We start from the raw sequence: 21,938 nt of genomic DNA, 5'->3' as shown, positions 1-21,938 counted from the left end.
GTGACCCGAGAGTGGGGTGATGTGGCCTCCGCGACGTTACGCGCCAGCCATTAACCCACTGGGACCCTGGAGTGAACAAAAGGTTGCCGCGGCCGGAAGCAGTAATCTAAAGCGGTCATCGCCGGACAAAAGACCTGTTGAAGGAGATCGCTATGACCACTGTTGCAGTACTAGGTGCAGGTGCCCTCGGAGGGGCCATGGCTGTCCGTTTGGCCGAGGGAGGTTATGACGTTCGCTTGTGGAACCGAACCGCATCGAGGGCGGAGGATGTGGCCGCAGGGTCGGACAAAGTCACAGCCGCACCCACCGTTGCGGAGGCGGCAGCGGAGGCCGACGTCGTGCTGACCGTACTGCGGGACGGGCCCGCGGTGGCGTCCATTGCAGAAGAGATGCTTCAGGCCATGCGACCGGAAGCCATCTGGGCCCAGGTCAGCACCGTAGGACCGGTCATGGCCCAAAGCCTTCGGGAGTCAGCGGCCAGCCACGGTATTGGCTTCCTCGATGCACCGGTCTCCGGAAGCACACCCCAAGCCAGCCAGGGTGCGCTGCTGTGGCTTGTCTCAGGCCAGGACAACGCCGTGGGCATTGCGCGCCCGGTCCTGGAGCGGCTGGGCAAGGAAGTGCGGGTTGTCGGCGGGGATCTGGAGGCCAGCGCCCTCAAACTGGCCGTGAACACGTGGCTGGCAGCATCAACGGTGGCGATCGCCGATGTCCTGAAAGTGTGCGATGCCTTGGGTGTCTCACACGAGGAGATGGTCACAACGCTCCAAGCAACGCCGTTGGCAATGCCTTTCGCTTTCGCCAAGATCGATCTGATGGAGAAGCGCGAATATCCCGCAGGCTTCGCGGTCGACCTCGCACTCAAGGACGTGGACCTGACCTTGGCCGACGGCAAACTGGACTTGCCGTTCCTGGAAGCAGTGCAGGAACGCCTGAAGGCGGCCATCAGCGCAGGTCACGGCCGGGACGACGTCGCGGCGGTGTACGAAGGGTAAGGAAGAACCCGTACGCTGGGACCTACTCCGCGAACAGTGCTGCCAAGTCGTCCGCCGTCAACGATCCACCGGCCATCGCGTCGCCTTCCATCACGTCCGCGAACAGCTGCGATTTCTTGGCCTTCAAGGCCATGACCTTCTCTTCGATGGTGTCCTTCGCTACCAGCCGGTACACCATGACGTTCCGGTCTTGGCCTATGCGGTGGGTACGGTCCACAGCCTGAGCCTCCGACGCCGGGTTCCACCAAGGGTCGAGCAGGAACACGTAATCAGCCTCGGTCAGGTTGAGTCCGAAGCCGCCGGCCTTCAGCGAAATCAGGAACACCGGAGCCGTGCCGTTCTTGAACTCGCTCACCACATCGCCGCGGTTCCGCGTGGAGCCATCGAGATAGCAATACTCCACCCCTTCAGCGTCCAAACGGTCGCGGACTTTGCCCAGGAAACCGGTGAACTGGCTGAATATCAGTGTCCGGTGGCCCTCGGAGATGACGTCTTCGAGTTGCTCGAACAGCACGTCCAGCTTCGAGGATCGAACGCCGGAGAGCGATGAATCCACCAATGACGGGTCAAGGCTCAACTGCCGGAGCAACGTCAACGACTGGAAAATCGTGAAGCGGTTCTTGTTGACGTCATCAATGAGGCCCAGGATTTTCTGCCGTTCGCGCTGCAAGTGGGTCTGGTAGACCTTCTGGTGCCGTGGGTTGAGCACCACTTCAAGTACTTGCTCCTGCTTGGGCGGCAGGTCCTTGATGACTTGCTCTTTGGTGCGGCGCATCATCAGCGGACGGACCCGACGCCGGAGCTTACCCAGTTGCGCGGAGTCCCCGTTCTTTTCCACGGGCTTTTGGTAGTTCTCGGCGAAACGCTTGGGGCTTGGGAACAGACCCGGCGCCACAATCGAGGTCAGCGCCCAGAACTCCATCAGGTTGTTCTCCAGCGGCGTGCCGGTGATGGCCAGCTTGAAACGGGCCGGCAGTTTGCGGGCACACTGGTACGCCTTGGACTGGTGGTTCTTCACGAACTGCGCCTCGTCCAGCATCAGCCCGGCCCAGTGGAAGGACGCGTAGGCATCGTAGTCAATGCGGAACAAGGCATAGGAGGTAATGACGACGTCGGCACCGGCCAACGCTTCCGCCGGCGCCAGGCCGCTCTTGGCGAAAGTTTCCCCAACGGTCCGCACCACGAGTCCCGGCGCGAACCGCTCCGTCTCCAGCGCCCAGTTGCTGACGACACTGGTGGGCGCCACCACGAGGAAAGGAGCCCGCGGCGGTACTTCCGCAGCATCCTTCGCAGCATCCTCCGCTGCCAGATCCTTCGCGGCGCACATCAGCGCGATCGCCTGGACCGTCTTACCAAGGCCCATGTCATCGGCCAGCACGCCGCCGAGGCTGTGCTTGTACAGGAAGCTGAGCCAGTTGAACCCTTCCAGCTGGTACGGACGCAGCTCAGCGTTGAGGCCGGCCGGCAGCGGAAGCCCGGTCACGCCGTCGTCGAGCAATCCACCCACGGCCTCGCGCCACGCGGCAGCCTGCTCGTCAACGATGCCGAGCTGCGCGAGTTCGTCCCAGAGCCCGGCTTGGAAGCGGCTGATCTGCAGGGTTCCGTCCTTGTTGTCCGGGTTGTCCTGCAGGGACCGGGCCTCGTCGATGAGGGCCCGCAGTTGGTGAAGTTCGGGGAGGTCGAGCGAGAAGTAGGCGCCACTGGGCAGCAGCATGCGGGTCTGGCCGGCTGCGAGGGCCGAGAAGACTGCCGCGAAAGAGACGGGTTCGCCTTCGAGCGTGATCACAATGCCGAGATCGAACCAGTCACCGCTGGCCGTTTCCTTGGTGGAAATCGACACGACGGGAGCTTCTTCGGCCTCTCGGTAGTCAGCGATGTCGCCGGAGGTTTCCACCACGACGTCTGGCAGGTCCTTGAGTGCGGGCAGCACCTCCTCCGTGAACGCCAGCGTGTCCAAGCCGCTCAGTTCTGCCGAGGCCGCCAACCTCGGAGCGCCCCAGCCGCCAGTGGACGATTCCGCCAACGCGGACACCACATCCCACGGCCGCCCGAGGGACTCCAAGATGCGCTCTTCCTCGGGGTCGTCACGGTACCCGCGATCATCCGGGTGGCGCCAGAGCGGCTGAGCTGTGACGAGCGTGCCGGACTTGTAGTGCCACTCCCAGTGCAGCCGGACTTTGTGGTCGTTGCCGTAATTCGCGAGGAGGGACAGCGTGGGAAGGGCAAGGGTAGGCAGCTCCACGGAGTCATCCGCAGCCTGCACGGCCGTGGACTGCCGCAGCTTCGGGTAGAACGAGGTCAGGAACCGGCCCTCGTCCTCCGCCGGAATCTGAAGCGTTTGGCCGTCGGTCACGAATTCCAGCAACTCATCGGTGATGCCACCCTCGATCGGCGCAAGGGTGATGAGGTTGTTCAGTTGCGGGACGCCGGGCAGCGATTCGCCGGCATGGGTGAAGAAGATGCCGTTGGCCGGCTTACCGAGGAAGCCCACGGTTCCCGCATCAATCGAGTGACCGTTAACGGTGATCGATGGCGCGAGCTGCAGCCCGCCGTCGTGCGTTGTGTTGACCGGGCTAGCCGGCTCGGTCGCCTCGGTGCCCACCCGCGCCAGGCTAAGTCCGACGACGGCGGGTTGGGTCTCGACGCGGACAGGCTCGCTACCAGCCGAGTGGATGAGGGGGATGCCGGCTTTGGTGGCGTCGGCGAGTAATGTCCAGAGGTTTTTGGCCGCAAAGTCGTTCAGGCTCAACCACATGGCGCCCGATGGTTGCTGGCGTCCGTTGCTGGAGCCGTGGGCGGCGAGGAATGTTTGGAGCCATTCGACCTGGACCTCGTTGAATTCGCGCCGGAAGCTGATGTAAGTCAGGTTGTTCCACGAGACATCGCCGCGAATCCATTTACCTTTGGCGCCCATCATCACGGGACGGGCCTTGAGTTGCCGGACGCTGCGCATGGGGTCCCGGCGGCCTGTGTAGGAGAAGTGGGCGGCCGGCTCTTCAACCTCGAACTGAAGGGCCAGCTGGATTCCTGCCGCGCTTGGGGCAGCAGTGGGCTTGGTGATCAACCTGTTGAGGGCCTGTTCCCAAGCGGGACGTGCCGTGGCGTTGCGCTGGGGCCGTGCGGTTTGGACTCCCGGAGCCTGGGATAGAAGTTGCGCCCGAATAGTGGGATGGTCTTCGGCGGTGAACAGCAGGGCCGCCACGTGCTTGCAATCCTTGCGGACCGGGCAGCTGCAAATACCTACCGTGCAGCTCCAGCCGCTGGGCTTGCGGACCAATTTTGCCGACGTCGAATATGGCTGGGGACCGCTGCCGCGGACTTTGCCCAGCAGGAGGCCGGTGCCCGCATCGAACGTGATCCCGGTGACCCGGCTTCCCATGGCATAGGCCAGTCCGGCCGCGAGGGAGCGGTCGTTGATAGCAGGAGTCTGTATGGCCAGTTCCCAGGTTTCGTCTGTGTGGGACGGCATGCGTCGGGCTACTTTCGGCAGGAGGTTATCTGTTCAATCTTAGTCAGCCCGGGACCGCCCCCAAACTTCGCCCACCGTTAACCCCAACCTCGTTTGCCGCGCCACTGCCCCGCGTACGTTGAAAGTGTCCGGAGCACCATGAGCTTTTAGCAGTGAGGATTTCCCATGACTACCAACCAGTACCCCGTCGTCCTGAGCAAGGCCAGCCTTGAAGCCGGCAACGCGGAGGTTGTGGACTCCAACGTCACCGTGGTGAACGGGATGTACCAGGAACTCCTCAACAGTGACGAAATCGCTCCAGCGGCGCTGAACAGCTACTTCGTGGACTTCTACTTAACGCAGGCCCTGTCCGGTGGGTTCGCGCAGTACGTCTTCACCGCACCCGAACGGGAAGAAGTAGATGCTTTCGTAAGGGCCGGTTTGGAAGGCATGGGCGCAACGCGGCACTTGGACCTGTTCAACCGGACTGCCGCCGCCTTCGACGCGCTGAGCGAGGACGAAGCGGAGGCCTATCTAGACGGCGAACTGGACGAGTCGGAGATGCCGGTTGCTGCCGTCGTGCTGCTTGATGAGCTGAACGGTCAGTTCGAAGGCCTGTTGGAGGAAGAGGACATCATCGACCTCAACGCCGCCTACCTTCGTGGCCAGTCCGAGCTTCTGGTTCTTACTGACGAAGAGATCGAAGCGCACATCGCCGAACGGGTTGCACAGATACCGGACCTCGCCGAGCGCCAAGCCGAAGCGGACGAGGAAGCCCTCGCCAGCGCCCCCGAGTTCGAGGTGATCATCCGCGAACTGTGCGATGTGGCTGGCTACGCCTTGGAAAAGATCACCATGGGTGACCCGAACTACGACCACGACGGCGTGACCACCCTCGCCTGGCATTTCTCCACCGACCACGGCGACTACATCATGGTGGAAGAGGACGAGGAAGCCTTCATGATCCACCCGGAGACCAAGGAGATCATCGCCGCCGTTGAGTTCGAAGAGTCCGAGTTCGCTGACGCGTAGTGCTTCCGCGTTGCCGCTCAGTACCCGGAGGTCGCCGAACCCTTGACCATCTCGCCGCTCGGGCTCACCAGGTACCAGACGCTGCCGACTCCTTGTCCGAGGACATCGCCAGGTGCCTTGTCCTTGGAGTAGTAGTACAGGGGCATCCCGTTGAGGGTCACTTGCTTCTTGCCGTCCGGAGTTGCGATGGTGCCCACGGTTCCCGTGACCCCGTCAACGGCAGGGGTGGCCGACGTCGTCGTCAATACCGGCCACAGGGCCAAGCAGGCTCCGGTGCAAGCGCTCTTACCCGAGTCCTTGACGTCCTTGGTGAAGAAGTACAGGCTCATGCCTTTGCTGTCCACCAGAATTTGCCCGGCACTTGAGGAGGCAACTTTCAGTTCGGCCCCGGAACTGGACGGTGCTGCGGAACTGGAACTGGAATCCGAACTCGAACTGGAACCCGAACTCGACGACGCCGGTGGTGCTGCGGAGGAGCCGGCGCTGGTCCCGGAACTGTTTCCGCATCCGGCGAGGGCAGCGGCGAGGACAAGTGCACTGAACCCGAGGCTGAGTTGCTTTTTCATCTCTTGCTCCTTTGACGAGCCGGCCGGGATGGGCTGGCACTACCCCCTATGACGCCAAGGGGGGAAGAATGGTTCACGGGTGGTGAACCTTTTCCTGACCGGCTGCGTCTTATAGGCAAGAGCGGTGGAAGGGATCGCAGCGGAGGTGGGTATGGCCTTAGACGAAGACGTGGTTGCGGCGATCTACAGAGATCACGGGACAGCGCTGAAACGCTTCGTGCTCAGCTGTACCTCGGACACGCACATGGCGGACGACGTCGTTCAGGAAACCATCCTCAAAGTGTGGCAACACGCCCCACAAATCACCGGCAGCCTGCGCAGCTACCTCTTCCGGACGGCCCGCAACGTCATCATCGACAACTACCGCAAATCCCAGAGGCGGCCGCACGAAACCGGGGAGCATGACCTCCCGGACCACGCCGCTACCGAGCGGGTGGACGAACTCCTGAACCGTGTGCTCATGGAGGAGGCCCTGCTGCGGCTCAGCCACGAACACAGGGAGGTCCTGGTGGCCCTCCACTATCAGCGGTACACCGTCGCCGAGGCAGCATTACAGCTGAACATCCCCAGCGGCACGGTGAAATCCCGGGCCTTCTATGCAGTGAAGGCCCTTCGAACGATCCTTGACGAAATGGGGGTGGAACGGTGAGCGTTGACTCTGTCCACCAATTGTTGGGAGCCTACCTGCTGGGCGGCCTGGACCCCGTAGAAGAGCGGGCGTTCACAGACCATCTCGCCGATTGCGCCGAATGCCGCGGTGAGTTGGAAGGCCTCGAAAGCCTGCCGGCGTTGCTCGACGCCCTGCCCGCCGCGGACGCCATCGCCCTCACGTCCAGCGGCCACGCCAGCGCGCCGCTTTCCCTCGTGGAAGCCGAAATGGTCCCGGAGGCCATCCTCGTGGACCTCTCTGCGCAAAGGAAAAAGTCACGACGCCGGTGGTCCGCTTTGGTGGGTGCGGTTGCCGCGGCCTGCTTGGCAGCGGGCGTCCTCGGCGGCCCGTTGCTGAACCAACCACCGAAGCCCGACGCAAGCTACTCGGTGCAAGCAGGCAACGGTCTGCAACTCACCGTCGCCATGGTGAAGAAGACCTGGGGCACCGAACTCGACGTCGACGGCAAAAGCATGCCCTTGGCCGGAACGCTGTATCTCTGGGTGAAGGGCCGTGACGGCGCCGAGGAGCTTACCTGCGGCTGGACTGCCACGCCGAGTGGTCGGATCAAGGTAACGGGCGCGACGCCGGTCCAGCTGGCGGGGATTGCTGGCGTGGAACTCCGGGATGAGGCGCAGAAGACCGTGGCGTCGATCTCAGTGCCCTAAGTCGATCTCGGTGCCTTAACTCGGGCTAGATCTTGCGGTAGGTCAAGTCGAAAATCATGCGGCCAGCCTCGTGCGCTTTGTTCTCAAAGCTGGTCCGGACGCGGCCCTCGAAGCGCGGAGCCCAGCCGCCTTCCTCGTCCACGCCTTCGTTCGGCCCGGTGTGCTCGGTGCTGACAGGAGCCCGGCCCTCGCGGACGGGCGCCCCACCCACCACGGATTCGACGCCGGACTGCCACACTTGGGTCAGCGGGCTGTCCTCGCCGCTGCGCTCGCCGTCGTGCATGTTTTCGAAGTCCGGCGACCCAGCGAGGACCTCGCGAACGTGGACCGCGTAGTTGGACCAGTCGGTGGCGATACGCCAATACCCGCCCTTTTCGAGGGCCTTGGCAGCAACGGCTGCGAAGGCAGGCTGAATGAGACGACGCTTGTGGTGGCGGGCCTTGTGCCACGGATCCGGGAAGAACACCCACAGTTCACTGACTGAGCCTTCCGGGAGCATGGACTCAAGGACCTCGGGCGCATTTGCTTCCACCACGCGCACATTGGTCAGCCCGCGGCTGTTGATCTTGATGATGGTGTTGGCCAGCCCCGGGGTGTAGACCTCCACGGCGAGGAAGTCCTTGTCCGGGTTCTGTTCGGCGGCGTGGACAACGGCGTCGCCCAGTCCTGATCCGATCTCCACGATCAGGGGAGCCTTCCGCCCAAACACCGCCTCGGCGTCGAACGTGTAATCCGGGTGCACCGAGGTGTTGGCCACGTGCCGGGGGACCTGGATGGCCCAGCGCTCAGCATGCTCTTCCCACGCAGCTTGCCTGCGACCCTGCAAACGGGTGCCTCGACGCACAAAGCTGACAGGCCGGCCACCGTAGGTACCGAAGGAAGCTTGGCTGCCGGGCGTGATGGGGCGCGGGGAATCTGGGGTTTCACTCATCCATTCCAGAATACTTGGCTTCGGGTGCCCGACGTGGAACGGGGTGGAAGGGGGCACGCTGACACAATGGGAGGCGTGACTTCCTCGAAGAACCCTGCGCACCCCGGGAAATCCATCCGGCCCGAGATCGCCGTGGATGCCGAGATCGATGAAGAACCAGCGGCGGATCCTACGAGGCTCAACGGTAAACGGGGCTTGGTATACCTCGGTATTTGCCTTGTCCTGATCGGCTTGAACCTCAGGACGGTCTTCTCGAGTTTCTCGGCCGTGCTTCCGGAGATAATGTCCGACGCCGGCCTGCCGGGCTGGTCGCTGGTTGTGCTCACCACGGTGCCGGTCACGTTGCTCGGGGTCTTCGCGCCTCTTGCGCCCGTCCTTGCCCGCAGGTTCGGTGCGGAACGTGTGCTTTTGGGAGCCATGGCGGTGCTCACAGTCGGGTTGCTCGTCAGGCCCCTGGACCTCCCCGGGGTGGGTCACTTGCCGGCCCTCCTCCTTGGGACCGCCGAGTGCGGGGCGGCCATCGCGTTGTGCAATGTGTTGCTTCCGGGCGTGGTCAAGCGGGACTTCCCGCAGCGGCTCGGCTTGATGGGCGGGCTGTACACCACAGCGATTTGTGCCTCGGCTGCCCTCGGTGCGGGCTTCACGTACCCGATCTTCACGGCAACCGGCCACTGGACCTCGGCGCTGTGGTTCTGGGCGCTGCCTGCCGCCGTCGTGCTTTTGCTGTTCCTGCCCCTGGCGGTCCGCCAGCATCCCGTCCGTCATCAGGCTGTAGGCGGTGGCGTTAACGTGTGGCGTTCGGCCGTGGCATGGCAGGTGACCATCTTCATGGTCCTCCAGGCGATGATGTCTTTCAGCGTTTTCGCTTGGCTCGCACCGATTCTCCGGGACCGTGGGGTGGATGGCGGAACGGCCGGGTTGATGGTCTCAGTGTCCATCGTGCTGCAGATGCTGGGCTCGTTGTTCGCCCCGGCCCTGGCTGCCAGGCTCAAGGACCAGCGGGTGATCAATGCCGTGGTGGCGTTGATGACCGGTGGCGGTTTTGCCCTCAGTATCTTCGGCCCCCCGGAGTTCATTTGGGTCTGGACGGGGCTCAATGGGTTGGGGCAGGGGTCGCTGACCGCCGTCGCCCTCACCATGATCATGGTCCGCACCCGCGATGCCCACACGGCTGCGCACTTGTCCGGGATGATGCAGGGGGTCGGGTACGGAGTGGGCTCGGCGGGGACCTTGATGGTGGGGCAGTTGCACCAAGCAACGGGCGGGTTTGCGGCCGCCGGAATCCTGTTCCTGGTGGTTGGATCACTCGGTGCGTTCTTCGGCTACCGCGCAGGCCGGGATCGCTTCGTTTAACGTTGCCAGGCCCGCTCTGCACCCTAAAACTCCAAAGAAGGGTGCAGAGCGGGCCTCACAACAGCAAGAACTTACAGGGTGAGGTCCTTGCCCTTGGTTTCGGCGATGGAGAAGGCAAACCCAATACCCACCAGCAGCAGGATCACCGCGTAGACGTTGAACAGGTAGCCCTGCCCGACGCTGCCAAGCCAGGTCTGCAGGTACGGTGCCGTACCGCCGAACACGGCGACGCAGATGGAATACGGGACACCGACGCCGATGGTGCGGATGTGGGTGGGGAACAGCTCGGCGTAGACGGCCGGAACGATCGCGGCGCTGCCTGCGATGAAGAACAGCATCACCGACATGGACACGGCCAGCTGCCACGGCGAATCCTGGAGCAGCCAGGTCATGGGGAAGTGCAGCAACGCCGCACCTGCAGAGGAAGCAATGATCACGGGCTTGCGGCCAATGCGGTCGGACAGCTTCCCCCAGAACGGCAGGGCGGCAATGAACACCACGTTTCCGATGACGCCCGCCCAGAGTGCTGCACCGCGGTCCATCTTCAACGACGACGCAGCGTAGCTCGGTGCCACGACTCCCCAGATGTAGTAGACAACGGTGAGCCCCACAGTCAGACCGACCACTTGCAGCGCCTGCTTGCGGTACTTCACGATCTGCGGCCACATCGGCAGCCGCTTCTCCTTGGGAGCCTCAGCTGTGAATGCGTGGGTTTCCTTCATCTTGGCCCGCATGAACAGGGCGTAAATGCCCAGCGCCCCGCCGATCAGGAACGGCACCCGCCAACCCCAGGCGTTCATATCGCTCTTGCTGAGCACACCGGTGAGTATCGCACCGAGCAGAGTACCCGCGAGGATGCCCGCCGTGCCGGACGTATAGATCAGCGTGGCCCAAAAACCGCGGTGCTCCTTGGGTGCCATCTCCGAAAGGTACGTTTGCGACGACGGCAACTCACCACCGTGAGCCAGGCCCTGGATGAGCCGTGCGATCAGCAGCATCACCGAGGCGAACGCACCAACCGCTTGGAATGTCGGCGCTATGCCGATCAGCAGGCTGCCCACGGCGCCGATCGCGACGGCGATGGTCATCGACGTCTTGCGGCCAACCCGGTCTCCGATCCACCCGAAGACGAACCCGCCGAAGGGCCTGGCCACGAATCCGACGGCGAAAATCGCCAACGTGGACAGCACGGCCGACGTGGGGTCGGTCTGGCTGAACAGGGCGCTCGCGATGAACGGCGAGAACGTGGCGTAGATCGCCCAGTCGTACCATTCCACGGCATTGCCGATCCCTGTTCCGACGAGCGTGCGCAGATGCGACTTGTGGACCTTGACGTCGGGGGACGTTCCTACGGTGGCGGTCATGTGCTTCTCCAAGGTAAGCGGGGCTGGGGATGTTAGTTGCCGGCGAGGGCGGCGATGCGGGACACGGCGAGTTCGGCATAGAGCGCCGCACCGTCGGTGAGGACGCCGTCGTCGAACGTTGCGTACGGCGAGTGGTTGAAGGGCGACGTCGCGTGGTCGGCGCCCGGGGGGACGGCGCTCAGGCCCACGAATGTTCCGGGAACTTCTGCCAGGACGCGGGAGAAGTCCTCGGAGCCGCTAAGTGGCGTGGCCATCCGGGTGTGCCGGGATTCCCCGAACAGCCCCTCGATCACTTTCGCTGCCGTGGCGGTCTCATCTTCGCTGTTGATGGTGAGCGGATACTCTTCCTGGTAATCCACATCCACCTCCAAGCCGTGGGCTGCGGCGATCCCTTCGAGCAGCCGTGGTACTACGTCCATCATCTTCTGCCGGGACGCCTCTGAGAAGGTGCGGATGGTGGCTTCGATCCGGGCGGTTTCGGGGATGACGTTCCGCTTGGTGCCCGCGTGCAGCACGCCAACGGTGAGGACGACCGGATCGAACATGTTGAACTGACGGGTCACCATGACTTGCAAGGCGGTCACCATCTCCGCCGCGGCTGTCACCGGGTCTTTGGCTGAATGGGGAGCCGAGCCGTGGCCGCCGGCGCCCAGCACCGTGACTACCAGTCCGTCGGAGGAGCTGAGCATGACGCCCGGCTTGGTCACGAACTGCCCATGCCGTTCCATGGAGGAGAAGACATGCATTCCATAGGCTGTGTCCGCCCGTTTGCCTGCTGCGTCCAGGACGCCTTCCTTGATCATGTAGCTGGCGCCGTCGTAACCCTCTTCCCCGGGCTGGAACATGAGGACGACGTCGCCGGCCAGCTGATCACGACGTTCGGCGAGTAGCGTTGCAGCCCCGGCGAGCATGGAGGTGTGGAGGTCGTGGCCACAGGCGTGCATGGCACCGTCCACGCGGGACGTGTAGTCCACGCCGGTGCTTTCCTGCACGGGGAGCCCGTCCATGTCCGCCCGCAGCAACACCACCGGCTTCTCGGCTGAGGAATGCTCCGCGCCACCGCGCAGCACTGCTGTTACCGACGTCGTCTCCTGGCCCAAGGTGATCTCGAACGGGAGTCCGTCCAGTGCCTTGAGGACCTTCTCTTGCGTGCGGGGCAGTTGCAGGCCGATCTCGGGTTCGCGGTGGAGTTCGTGGCGGAAACGGACGATGTCGTCCGTGAGTTCCTTGGCATCGGTGGCGATGGACATGCAGTGCTCCTGGTCTCTGGCTATTTGGTTCCTCATGCCATTCTGTGGTGACCTGCTTCACAATTTCTGAAACATCTGGAAATACGCACTTTTGCTCTTGAGTGGCCCGATTCGTGCACCGCCCTGCGAGAATGGAGGGATGGAGCTCAGCGAAGAAGATTTGCGTTTGGTCAACGCCTTACAAATTTCGCCCCGCATCAGTTGGTCCGACGCCGGCGAAGTCCTGGGTGTCCACGCCACCACGCTGGCCTCGCGATGGGACCGATTGCGCTCCTCTGGTGCCGCCTGGACCACGGCCCACCTCATGGGAGATCCCAAGGACATGTGTCTGGCCATGGTGGACATCGATTGCGAAATGCACCTCAGGCCGGAGGTCACCGCAGCGGTGGCCCAACTGCCCGAAGTCATTACAGTGGAAGAGGCGGCCAGCAACAGGGACCTCACCCTGACGGTCATCACCCAGGACCTGGACCAGCTCAGCACAAGCTTGTTGCCACGGCTCAAAGCGATCAAGGGACTCACCAAATATCACACGGCCCTCTGCACCCGAATCCACACCAGCGGCTACGCTTGGCGTCTCAACGTCCTCACCCGCGCCGAGCAGCAGGCGCTCCGAGCACTCGCCGGTCCCGAGTCGGCCAACCCCTCCGCCCCCGACGCCACCGTGGTCCCGCTGCCCGAGAGCCACCTCGCGCTCATTCCCTTCCTGGCCCGGGACGGCCGCGTCACCGCTGCAGAGATAGCGCGTGCCCTCGGCAGGAATCCGGCCACGGTTCAACGCCAACTTGGGAGGGTGCTGGCCAGCCGAATGCTGTCCTTCCGTTGCGAAATCGCCCAGCAATTCTCCGGTTTCCCCGTCACGGTGCAGTGGTTCGCCAACGTTCCTGCAGGCCAGCACGAGGCAGCAGCCACCGAGCTGCGTGCCGTTCGCAACGTGCGGTTCTCAGCGTCCACCACCGGCCGCACCAACTTCACCATGATCATGTGGCTGCGTTCATTGGCCGAAGTCATGGATATGGAGCTGGCCGTTCAGCAGCGTATCCCCGGCATCCAACTCGTGGAGAGCGTGGTCATGCTGAACACCGCCAAACGCGTCGGCTGGATGTTGAATCCCGACTCGACCGCAACGGGAAAGGTTGTCCCTCCCTACGGAGAGTTGCTGCCCGCCGGCGTCTAGCAGCGTTTGGTGGCCTTCAGGACCGTGTCCAGGATGGTGGCCGGTTCGCCTCCGGGACCGATCATTGTGCGCTCCCGACTGGTCAGGACGTCCACGCGCCACGGCCCTTCGTGCAGCCGCAGCCCGCCCTCCGGCCGCAGTTCTTCCGCCAACTGCTCCGGCGTAAAGAATGCCGCGGTGTCATGATGGTGGCTGCTCCACGGCGGCAACCCGTGCGGGTGGTGCCCCACCACCAGCAGCGTCCCGCCCGGAGCCACGGCTGCTGCGGCCGAGGCCAGAGAATCGCGCCAAGACAACAAGGGCGAGTGCAGGAACTGTGCCGAGACCAAATCAAAGACAGGCTCGGGCACCCACTCGGTTAGATCCTGTTGCTGCCAGGTGATCCGTTCAGCATGGCCCGCTTCCGCTGCATGCGCGGCCCCCCGTTCAAGCGCGACGGCGGACACGTCCAGCGCGGTCACGGTCCAACCTTGCTCGGCGAGCCAGAGGGCGTCCGCACCTTCGCCGCAGCCCAGATCGAGTGCCCTGCCCGGCTTCAGGTCACGCGCCTCGGCCACCAGTTGCGGGTTCGGGTTTCCGCTCCATACTTTCGGGCGTTCCCGGTACATCCCATCCCACATGTCCACGGCGTTCTCTGCGTCCTCGTGGAGATTGAGTCCTCCCGGACGGAGACCGCCGACGTAAGTATCGCCGTCGTCGTGCGTGTGTTCAGTCATGAACCAAGACTGCCGTGAGTCCCGGATGAAGGGCAACGCCTATAGCCATATTTGGCAGGTTCCTCCACCCCCAACTCGTTGTGGGGCCTACTCTGCACGCTTGGTGCGCCCGGAACCCTGTAGAGCGGGCCCCGCAACGGGGGTGGGTCTGTTGTGGGGCCTACTCTGCACGCTTGGTGCGCCCGGAACCCTGTAGAGCGGGCCCCGCAACGGGAGGGCAGCGACGGCGATGCGGGGTCAGGCACCCGGTACTGCTAGACTGGACTTACTTGATGTGCGGTGACGCCCTGAAGCAGGTGGCCTAATAGGCTGCGCGGCGGGGCATTTTTCATGTGAGAGGCACATCCTGCGTCGATGAACGCGTTCCATTTGGTCCCGGCCCCCGCTGCTGAAGCGAACCGGTAGACCACCTGAATTTTCCTCGGCGAACCCCTGGCCCAACCGGCGTCGGGGGCCGATGTCCGCATGTGGACACCGCCCGAAAGACATTAGTACATGACTACTTTTGCTGCCCTTGGCACACCCAAGCCCATTGCTGAATCCCTCGCTGCAGACGGCATCGAAGAGGCATTCCCCATCCAGGTGAAGACCCTTCCGGATACGCTCGCAGGCCGCGACGTCCTGGGCCGAGGCCGCACCGGCTCCGGCAAGACCATTGCTTTCGCTATCCCGCTCGTGGCCCGCTTGGCCGAGCGCGAAGCAAAGCACTTCCGCAAGCCGGGACGCCCCATGGGCCTCGTGCTTGCACCGACGCGTGAACTGGCAACCCAGATCAACGCCACCATCGAGCCGTTGGCCAAGGCTATGGGCCTGAACACCACGGTTATCTACGGTGGCATCTCCCAAGCCCGCCAGGAAAAGGCGCTGCGCGCCGGCGTCGACATCGTCATCGCCTGCCCGGGCCGCCTCGAAGACCTGATCCGCCAGCGCATCCTCACCCTCGAGGCTGTTGAGATCACCGTGCTGGACGAGGCCGACCACATGGCAGACCTCGGCTTCCTCCCGGTAGTCAAGAAGCTCATGGACATGACCCCCACCCAGGGTCAGCGCATGCTCTTCTCCGCGACGTTGGATAACGGTGTTGACAAGCTGGTCAACCGTTACCTGTCCAACCCGCTGACGCACTCGGTGGACGATCCCCAAGCCGCCGTGACCACCATGGAGCACCACGTCCTGGTGATCAACGACCAGACCGTGAAGAAGCAGGTCATCGTCGAACTCGCGTCCGGCGCCGGCCGCCGTGTTCTCTTCATGCGGACCAAGCACCACGCCCGCAAGCTTGCCAAGACCCTCACGGACGCCGGCATCCCCGCCGTCGACCTTCACGGCAACCTGTCGCAGAACGCCCGCGACCGCAACCTTGCCGAGTTCTCCAACGGCGACGTCCGCGTCCTGGTGGCTACCGACGTCGCAGCCCGCGGCGTGCACGTTGACGACGTCGAACTCGTCATCCACGTTGACCCGCCCACAGAGCACAAGGCATACCTGCACCGCTCCGGCCGCACGGCCCGCGCAGGTTCCGACGGCACCGTGGTCACGTTGACCCTTCCGGAGCAGCAGAGTGACGTCAAGAAGCTCATGAAGGCTGCCGGCGTTGACGTTTCCTTTGAGCGCGTGACCGCCAACTCCCCGTTGATCGCCGAGCTCGTTGGTGACATCGCGGACAAGGTTGATCCCCGCACCCGTGCAGCACTCCTTGCAGCGAAAGCCCCGCAAGGTGGCGGCACATCCACTGGCGCCAACGCCCAGCGCAAGCGCACCCGCCGCACCGGTGGCCAGGCTGCACCCACTGCCGGTGGCCGTGGTGGCCGCGGCGGACGTGGCAAGGTCGCTGCTGAGCCGGTTCGCACTGACGTCAACCGCGCCGAGCGTCGCGCAGCAATGAACGACGACGTCGCCCGCAGTCCGCGTGGCCGCGGCAAGTCGGCTGCAACCCACCGCAATGACGTTCCCGGCGCGCAGGGTCAGGGTGCCCGCAGTGGTCGTCCGGCTACGGGCCAGCGTTCAGCTTCGGCTCCGCGCACGGCATCGACCACGAGCACGCGAACTGGCGGAAACAAGGCCGTATGGTCTTCCGCTACGGGTGCCACGTCCGGCGGATCCTTTGGTTCGGGTTCGGGCAACTCGAGTCGCGGTGGCTCGGGTGCAGGTCGTCCGGCACGTAGCGGCCCGCGTCGTGCATCGGCTCCCGCCTCGAACGAGCGTCGCAGCCGCTAAGTACTAGCGTTGCGAGGCCCGCTCTGCAGGGTTTTCCTGAGGATTACCCTGCAGAACGGGCCCCACAACGGTTACCAGCCTCGGGCGCGCCACTCTTCCAAGTGCGGCCGCTCGGCTCCGAGGGTCGTGGGCAATCCATGGCCCGGGTGCACCAAGGTTTCGTCCGGGTAAGCGTCGAACAGCCGCTCCGATACGTCGTTCAACAGAGAAGTGAAGCGTGCAGGATCGTTCTGTGTGTTGCCGACGCCGCCCGGAAACAACGAGTCGCCACTGAAAATGTGGGCCGGCCCGTCCGGGTCTTGGTACACGAAAGCGATCGAGCCCGGGGTGTGTCCACGCAGGTGGACCGCCAAGAGTTCGAACCCGTCGAACCGCTCAACGTCGCCGTGGCCAAGCCGGACATCCACCGGAACCGGCAACGCATCGGCGTCGTCCGCTCCTGCTGAAGTGCTCGCACCTGTGGCCGCAACCAGCTCGCCAAGGGCTCGGACGTGGTCCCAGTGCTGGTGGGTGGTGGCGATCCTGGCCAGCTTCGGCGTCGCGGACGTATCGGCAGCGGCATCTTTGAGCAGTTGCTGAATGGCTGGAAAGTCATCGGCGGCGTCGATCAACACTTGCATACCGGTGGACTTCGAGGTCACCAAATACACGTTGTTGTTCATCTCGCTGACAGAGATGCTGCGGATGGTGACGTCACGGAGTGAGTGAATGAGTGAGTCCATTTGTTCAGCCTACGTTGCCCGTTTCGCGGCCTTCCGAGACCCAGGTGGGGTCGGCGGACCGTGAACCCACGACGGCGGCCGCGGCTTTGTCGAGTACCTCAAAGTGTGCTGTTCCCAGTTGCAGGGACAGTGCCCCCAAGTTCTCGTCGATCCGGTGCGTTTTTCGCGTGCCGGGGATCGGAACCACAGGAATCCCGAGGCGCTGACCTTGGGTAAACAGCCAAGCCAGGGCTACCTGGGCAGGAGTTGCATCCAGCCCGCTGGCTACCTCGCGAACCGCGGCCACCACGGCCTGGTTCGCATCAAGTGCCTCGTCGCCAAAGCGGGGGACCCTATGGCGGAAGTCATTCTCGCCGAGGTCGCTCGCGCTGATGGTTCCCGTGAGGAACCCACGGCCAAGCGGCGAGTACGGCACGAACCCGACGCCAAGTTCCTTGGCTGCAGGCACAACGTTGCGCTCCACATCCCTGCTCCAGATGGACCATTCACTCTGGACTGCGGCAATGGGATGGACGGCGTTGGCCTGCCTGAGTTCCTCGGCTGTCACTTCAGACAGCCCGAGGTGCCGGACCTTGCCCTCACGGACCAGCTCCGCCATGGCCTCCACGGTTTCCACTATCGGAACGCGGAGGTCGCGGCGGTGCATGTAGTAGAGGTCAATAACGTCAGTGTCCAGACGGCGGAGGCTCGCTTCCGCTGCCTGCCTGACATAGGGTGCATCCCCGCGGACTCCTGTGTATCCGTCCGCGGGGTTGCCCTCAATTCCGAATTTCGTGGCCACTTGGATCTCGTCGCGGCGCCCTTTAAGGAGCCTGCCCACGAGTTCCTCGTTGCTGCCTGCCCCATAGATATCTGCGGTGTCAATGAACGTGATTCCGGCGTCCACGGCGTGCCTCAACGTGGTGAGGCCGCCTTCGGGGTCGATTCCGCCATACACCGGGGTCAGGGCCATTCCGCCGAAACCGAGGGGGCTGACTGTGAGGCCGTCGCCGAGCTGAACTGCAGTCATGAACTTCTCCAATGCGCGTTTGGGTGCTCTTGAAGGGGAGAACTCCACGGACGCTGTGGGTATTCCGGCGGGGGCCAGGACTAGGGAGTGGCGACCGATTCGGGGCTTTGCTGCGAGGTGTGCCGCGCGAACGGCCTGGTGCGCAGCGAGCCATCGAAACGGAGCGCTACGGAATGGTAGCTACTCGCTGTCCAGGGCAGGCTTCCCGGTGGGCAGGGCCTTCAAACCGGCAGCACATCCTACGATGCCCGCGATGAACAGCAGTTTCAGCGGGCTAGCGGATTCCACGCCTGTGATCATTGCCCAGCCCACGGTAAGAGCTGCGCCGATGCCCACCCATACGGCGTAGGCCGTGCCGAGGGGAATCCGCTTCACGGCGATGCCCAGCCCGAGCATGCTCATAGTGGCCGCGACGGCGAAAACCAGGGTGGGGATGAGTTGCGTGAAGCCGTTGGAGAGGCCCAAAGCTGTGGCCCACACGGCTTCGAGGATGGCCGATGCCAGGAGGATGGCCCAGGAGGCGGTGCTCTTTGTCGTCTTGGTGGTCTTTGTCGCCATAACCATTGCTACGCCACCACCTTCAGGCCCACCACACACGCGCCAATGCCGGCGAGCAGCAGCAGCCGGGCCGTCGTCGCCCGTTCAACTTTGGTGACCATCGCGTACGTTGCCGTCAGCACGACGCCAACGCCAACCCACACCGCGTAGGCCGTGCCGGTGGGGATGCTCTGCATGGCGACGGCGAGTCCGCCCGTGCTGGCAACAACGGCTACCAGGAAAACCGCGGACGGCAGAGGGCGACGGAAGCCTTTGGAGCGATGCAGGGCTGCGGCCCAGACGGCCTCAAGCGCTCCCGAAAAAATGAGGATTAACCACGGCATGACAAGTCCTTTGGCCAGTCTTGTCGCGTGCCGGGTACTGAACCGTCGTCCGGAGGTCCCATGGCGAAACCTTGGTTTCAGGCTAGCAACTCCTGTGAAGGGTGGCCAGTTCCGGTGGCGAAGGTCACCAGCTCACGCGTCAACGGGATCGATCGAAATCACCGCAATGAATCCCCTGCCGGAAATCTCGGGGCTGCGCGTATCGGAACCAACCACGGTGTCGTAACGGGACAGTTCCAGCGGTTCGTCTGCGCTGGTAGGCGCGGCGCCGCCGTCGGGCGTGTTTCCGCCAAGAGTGCCCGGCGCGACCGTAGCTTTTCCCTCGAGCAGGACTGCCAGCTGGCCCTCGAAAACGGGGTGGGCGCGCTTCTTGGAAATCTCCACAATGGACGTGTAGCCCTTGAAGGCACCGGTCCGGGCGATGACGTTCAGGTCGCGGACGTCGCCGGTGGGAAGGCTGGAAGCAGAAGTCGCATCGCCGGAGAATCGGAATGGCCGGTACTTCTCCAGCGGATGTTCAGAGCCGTCTACCGTGAGCAGCAGCAACTCGCCGTCGATGATGGTGATGACGCGTTCCATGCCCGGAAACGTGGAGAATTCGCCAGCTTTGGAGACCTCGGCGATGCTGACGCGCCAATCCCACGAACCGTCCTGTGTCGAACCGTCCTGCGCGGAACCGCCCTGTGCCGATGCTGCTGCAGGGTGGCGGGCGAGTTCGCGAGTCACCCCGCCCCCGTTGCGCCAGGGTTCGGGGCGGATGTCGGCAAAGCGGATGATCTCCATCCGACCAGCCTAGTGCTGGACAACGGTTCTACGTTGCCGGTTCGGCTTGCTAACGTCGTAGGTGGAAGTTGTGTGCGGAAATAGTTGCAAATACCTGGAGGCGCGGATGTTCGTCAAAGTGTGCGGCTTGAGCACGCCCGAATCCGTGCGCGAAGCCGTCGACGCCGGTGCGGACGCCGTGGGTTTCGTCCTCACCGCGAGTGCTCGTCAAGTGAGTCCGGAGCAGGTCCGCGCGTTGCTTCCCTTAGTTCCTTCCTCCGTCCGGGCCGTGGGAGTGTTTCGCCATGAGTCGGCGGCGGATGCTGTTGCCGTTGCCCAGGCAGCGGGTCTCCACTGGATCCAGCTGCACGGTCACCGCACCTCCGAGGACGTCGCAACAGTGCACGACGCCGGCATGCGGCTCATCCGGGCCGTCACCATGGGTGCCTCCCAGGACGAGTTCGGGGATCTGGGCGAAGAGGTGTTCCTGATCGACGCTGCAGTGCCTGGGTCTGGTGAGTCGTGGGACTACGCGTCCGTGCAGGCCAAGGGTCTCGGTGGGCGTGAGTGGTTGCTGGCCGGCGGGCTCGAACCGGATAACGTCTCCGGCGCGGCAGCGAGCGCGGGCGCCTGGGGCGTGGATGTTTCCTCTGGCGTTGAGTCTTCCCGTGGAGTCAAAGACCTGGCCAAGATCCGCGCATTCGTCCTTGCCGCGAAGGCCTGACGCACCCTCAGGGGGAACCCGCGGCTTTTTGTCATACCTGCGGGGGAGAATGAAGAGATGAAAACGCTCCTTAACATCATCTGGCTGGTCTTTGGTGGCTTCTGGTTGGCTTTGGGCTACTTCGCAGCGGGGATCATCTGCTGCGCGCTCATCGTGACCATTCCTTGGGGCATAGCCTCGTTCCGGATCGGTGCCTACTGCCTCTGGCCTTTCGGGCAAATGGTGGTTGAGAAGCCTGGGGGAACTGGGGTTTTCACGCTCCTCGGCAACGTCATTTGGCTGCTGGTGGCTGGCATCTGGATCGCCGTCGGCCACGTGGTTACCGCGTTTGCCATGGCCATCACCATCGTCGGCATCCCCCTGGCCATCGCCAACCTGAAGCTGATCCCGGTTTCGCTGATGCCACTTGGCAAGCAGATCGTGCCTACCAACCAGCCGTTCGTTAGCAGCTACCGCTAGGACGCGGCCCCACTGTTCAGGCGAGCTCGGCTGCCAGGTTCCGAGCCGCTGCCTCATGCCACAGCGCGTGCGCGCGTTGACCGTGAAACAAGGGGTCCAAGGCCAGCAAATGGCGCACGACGGCGGCACGCCCCTTGGCGAAGTCGTCGTCGCTGACGTGCGCATAGTCTTCGCGAACGGCGGCAAGGTACCGCGCATACGAATCCTCGTCGCCACCGAGGACCGAGAGGTCGGCATCGCACAGGAGTGACCCGGCGTCGTCTCCCGGCTTAGGTGCATGCGTGGCGGTGAGCCGGACGAGCCTGGCCACCTCCGCAACATCCGCCGGCGGCAAGCCCGCAAGCGCGAGCCGGTCCTCGGCGAGCCGGGCTGATTCCTCCTCGTCCTGGCCTGCAACCCCTTCGTAAACGGCGTCGTGAAACCATGCGGCCAGGACAACAGTCGCGGGTGGTGTGGACGGCTCGGTCAGGGTGTCCAGAGCCTCCAGGACCGCCAGGAGATGGGTGCGGCTGTGGTATTTCCGGTGCTGCTCACCCCACCGCTCCAACAGCTCAAGGCCTAATTCCTCGTGATCCGGGAAGAGGCTGTTCCAACGTTCCATCAGGGGGACGGTCAGGGCTTTGCTGCGTTCGCGCGCCGGAATCCGCAGACCACTGGCGATGAGTTTGCGGACCAGGATCCTCGCTTCCACCGGAATGGCGCCGGCAAGGACCAGGTCGTCGTAACGGCGTTCCGGCACGTCGTAGTGATCGCCGTCGAAGGCCCTTTCGGGGACACCTGCCGCATCGGCGAAAGCGTGCAGCTCAGCCAGCGATCTGTCTGAAACGAGGTGTGAGAACACCGTTCCGTGCGCCGGCCACAACGGAGGATCGATGTAGATGGCCATGGCGAAAGTGTACCCAAGCGATCCTTCCCAGTTGCTGGCCATCGGGACGTCTACCGCCTGCTTGCCGTCCCGGAAATCGGGCGTCAGTGCCCGTGACTCGCACCGCAACTGGGAAGGAGCGTCGAAACC

The 21,938-nt window shown here is 63.9% G+C and carries 21 protein-coding genes and 1 riboswitch; of the genes, 9 read left to right on the top strand and 12 right to left on the bottom strand.

What is annotated here, in order from left to right:
* Positions 1-134: 134 nt before the first annotated feature.
* The gene (locus SB659_RS13530) at positions 135-995 is read left to right on the top strand and encodes an NAD(P)-dependent oxidoreductase (RefSeq protein WP_350224920.1); all 861 of its coding nucleotides are present in this window, start codon (positions 135-137) and stop codon (positions 993-995) included.
* Between the two features lie 22 nt (positions 996-1,017).
* On the opposite strand, the gene SB659_RS13525 is transcribed toward SB659_RS13530, so the two are convergent.
* Complete coding sequence (locus SB659_RS13525; RefSeq protein WP_410550736.1) at positions 1,018-4,464, bottom strand: SNF2-related protein; 3,447 nt, start codon at positions 4,462-4,464, stop codon at positions 1,018-1,020.
* 165 nt (positions 4,465-4,629) lie between these two features.
* Here SB659_RS13525 and SB659_RS13520 point away from each other — a divergent pair, with 165 nt between their 5' ends.
* The gene (locus tag SB659_RS13520) at positions 4,630-5,475 is read left to right on the top strand and encodes a hypothetical protein (protein ID WP_410550735.1); all 846 of its coding nucleotides are present in this window, start codon (positions 4,630-4,632) and stop codon (positions 5,473-5,475) included.
* Positions 5,476-5,492: 17 nt separating this feature from the next.
* On the opposite strand, the gene SB659_RS13515 is transcribed toward SB659_RS13520, so the two are convergent.
* Positions 5,493-6,041, bottom strand: a complete 549-nt coding sequence (locus SB659_RS13515; protein WP_410550734.1) for a hypothetical protein — start codon at positions 6,039-6,041, stop codon at positions 5,493-5,495.
* 151 nt (positions 6,042-6,192) lie between these two features.
* Between SB659_RS13515 and SB659_RS13510 the strand changes: the two genes are divergently transcribed.
* Positions 6,193-6,690, top strand: coding sequence for a sigma-70 family RNA polymerase sigma factor (locus SB659_RS13510; protein ID WP_284975163.1), 498 nt, complete (start codon positions 6,193-6,195; stop codon positions 6,688-6,690).
* Complete coding sequence (locus tag SB659_RS13505) at positions 6,687-7,358, top strand: anti-sigma factor family protein (RefSeq protein WP_410550733.1); 672 nt, start codon at positions 6,687-6,689, stop codon at positions 7,356-7,358. The genes SB659_RS13510 and SB659_RS13505 overlap by 4 nt, the downstream gene beginning before the upstream one ends.
* Before the next feature lie 25 nt (positions 7,359-7,383).
* Here SB659_RS13505 and trmB read toward each other — a convergent pair whose 3' ends face one another.
* A complete protein-coding gene (gene trmB / locus SB659_RS13500; protein ID WP_410550732.1) occupies positions 7,384-8,289 on the bottom strand; it encodes a tRNA (guanosine(46)-N7)-methyltransferase TrmB in 906 nt (301 codons plus the stop codon).
* 66 nt (positions 8,290-8,355) lie between these two features.
* Between trmB and SB659_RS13495 the strand changes: the two genes are divergently transcribed.
* Positions 8,356-9,642 (top strand): CynX/NimT family MFS transporter, encoded by a 1,287-nt coding sequence (locus SB659_RS13495; RefSeq protein ID WP_410550731.1) that lies wholly within the window; start codon positions 8,356-8,358, stop codon positions 9,640-9,642.
* Positions 9,643-9,713: 71 nt separating this feature from the next.
* Here SB659_RS13495 and SB659_RS13490 read toward each other — a convergent pair whose 3' ends face one another.
* Positions 9,714-11,006, bottom strand: coding sequence for an MFS transporter (locus tag SB659_RS13490; RefSeq protein WP_410550730.1), 1,293 nt, complete (start codon positions 11,004-11,006; stop codon positions 9,714-9,716).
* Between the two features lie 32 nt (positions 11,007-11,038).
* A complete protein-coding gene (locus SB659_RS13485; RefSeq protein ID WP_410550729.1) occupies positions 11,039-12,256 on the bottom strand; it encodes a M20 metallopeptidase family protein in 1,218 nt (405 codons plus the stop codon).
* Positions 12,257-12,395: 139 nt separating this feature from the next.
* Here SB659_RS13485 and SB659_RS13480 point away from each other — a divergent pair, with 139 nt between their 5' ends.
* Complete coding sequence (locus SB659_RS13480) at positions 12,396-13,433, top strand: Lrp/AsnC family transcriptional regulator (protein WP_284978130.1); 1,038 nt, start codon at positions 12,396-12,398, stop codon at positions 13,431-13,433.
* Here SB659_RS13480 and SB659_RS13475 read toward each other — a convergent pair.
* Positions 13,430-14,149 carry an SAM-dependent methyltransferase gene (locus tag SB659_RS13475; RefSeq protein ID WP_410550728.1) on the bottom strand — a complete coding sequence of 240 codons (720 nt, stop codon included), beginning with the start codon at positions 14,147-14,149 and terminating at the stop codon, positions 13,430-13,432. The two genes, SB659_RS13480 and SB659_RS13475, sit on opposite strands and share 4 nt — an antisense overlap.
* Before the next feature lie 495 nt (positions 14,150-14,644).
* Between SB659_RS13475 and SB659_RS13470 the strand changes: the two genes are divergently transcribed.
* Entirely contained in the window at positions 14,645-16,366 is a 1,722-nt protein-coding gene (locus SB659_RS13470; RefSeq protein WP_284978128.1) for a DEAD/DEAH box helicase, read from the top strand.
* Positions 16,367-16,437: 71 nt separating this feature from the next.
* On the opposite strand, the gene SB659_RS13465 is transcribed toward SB659_RS13470, so the two are convergent.
* The 5 genes from SB659_RS13465 to SB659_RS13445 all read right to left on the bottom strand — a co-directional run bounded on the left by SB659_RS13465 (position 16,438) and on the right by SB659_RS13445 (position 19,761).
* Positions 16,438-17,088, bottom strand: a complete 651-nt coding sequence (locus SB659_RS13465) for an MBL fold metallo-hydrolase (protein WP_410550727.1) — start codon at positions 17,086-17,088, stop codon at positions 16,438-16,440.
* Between the two features lie 4 nt (positions 17,089-17,092).
* Positions 17,093-18,097, bottom strand: coding sequence for an aldo/keto reductase (locus tag SB659_RS13460; protein ID WP_410550726.1), 1,005 nt, complete (start codon positions 18,095-18,097; stop codon positions 17,093-17,095).
* Between the two features lie 180 nt (positions 18,098-18,277).
* Positions 18,278-18,661, bottom strand: coding sequence for a DMT family transporter (locus SB659_RS13455; RefSeq protein ID WP_410550725.1), 384 nt, complete (start codon positions 18,659-18,661; stop codon positions 18,278-18,280).
* A gap of 2 nt (positions 18,662-18,663) precedes the next feature.
* Complete coding sequence (locus SB659_RS13450) at positions 18,664-18,978, bottom strand: DMT family transporter (RefSeq protein WP_410550724.1); 315 nt, start codon at positions 18,976-18,978, stop codon at positions 18,664-18,666.
* A gap of 9 nt (positions 18,979-18,987) precedes the next feature.
* A riboswitch (guanidine-III (ykkC-III) riboswitch) is annotated at positions 18,988-19,053 on the bottom strand.
* Positions 19,054-19,110: 57 nt separating this feature from the next.
* On the bottom strand, positions 19,111-19,761 hold the full coding sequence (locus tag SB659_RS13445) for a HutD family protein (protein WP_410550723.1): 651 nt from the start codon (positions 19,759-19,761) through the stop codon (positions 19,111-19,113).
* 106 nt (positions 19,762-19,867) lie between these two features.
* On the opposite strand from SB659_RS13445, the gene SB659_RS13440 reads away from it, so the two are divergent.
* Positions 19,868-20,464 carry a phosphoribosylanthranilate isomerase gene (locus SB659_RS13440; RefSeq protein ID WP_410550722.1) on the top strand — a complete coding sequence of 199 codons (597 nt, stop codon included), beginning with the start codon at positions 19,868-19,870 and terminating at the stop codon, positions 20,462-20,464.
* A 57-nt stretch (positions 20,465-20,521) separates the two neighbouring features.
* Positions 20,522-20,923, top strand: a complete 402-nt coding sequence (locus SB659_RS13435) for a YccF domain-containing protein (RefSeq protein WP_284978121.1) — start codon at positions 20,522-20,524, stop codon at positions 20,921-20,923.
* A 16-nt stretch (positions 20,924-20,939) separates the two neighbouring features.
* On the opposite strand, the gene SB659_RS13430 is transcribed toward SB659_RS13435, so the two are convergent.
* The gene (locus tag SB659_RS13430; protein ID WP_410550800.1) at positions 20,940-21,809 is read right to left on the bottom strand and encodes a DUF4031 domain-containing protein; all 870 of its coding nucleotides are present in this window, start codon (positions 21,807-21,809) and stop codon (positions 20,940-20,942) included.
* Between the last annotated feature and the right edge of the window lie 129 nt (positions 21,810-21,938).

Origin of the sequence: Arthrobacter sp. SIMBA_036, assembly GCF_046535135.1 — a bacterium.
In the GTDB taxonomy this organism is placed as follows: Bacteria; Actinomycetota; Actinomycetes; order Actinomycetales; family Micrococcaceae; genus Arthrobacter.
This window is presented reverse-complemented; position numbering and strand designations above follow the sequence as displayed.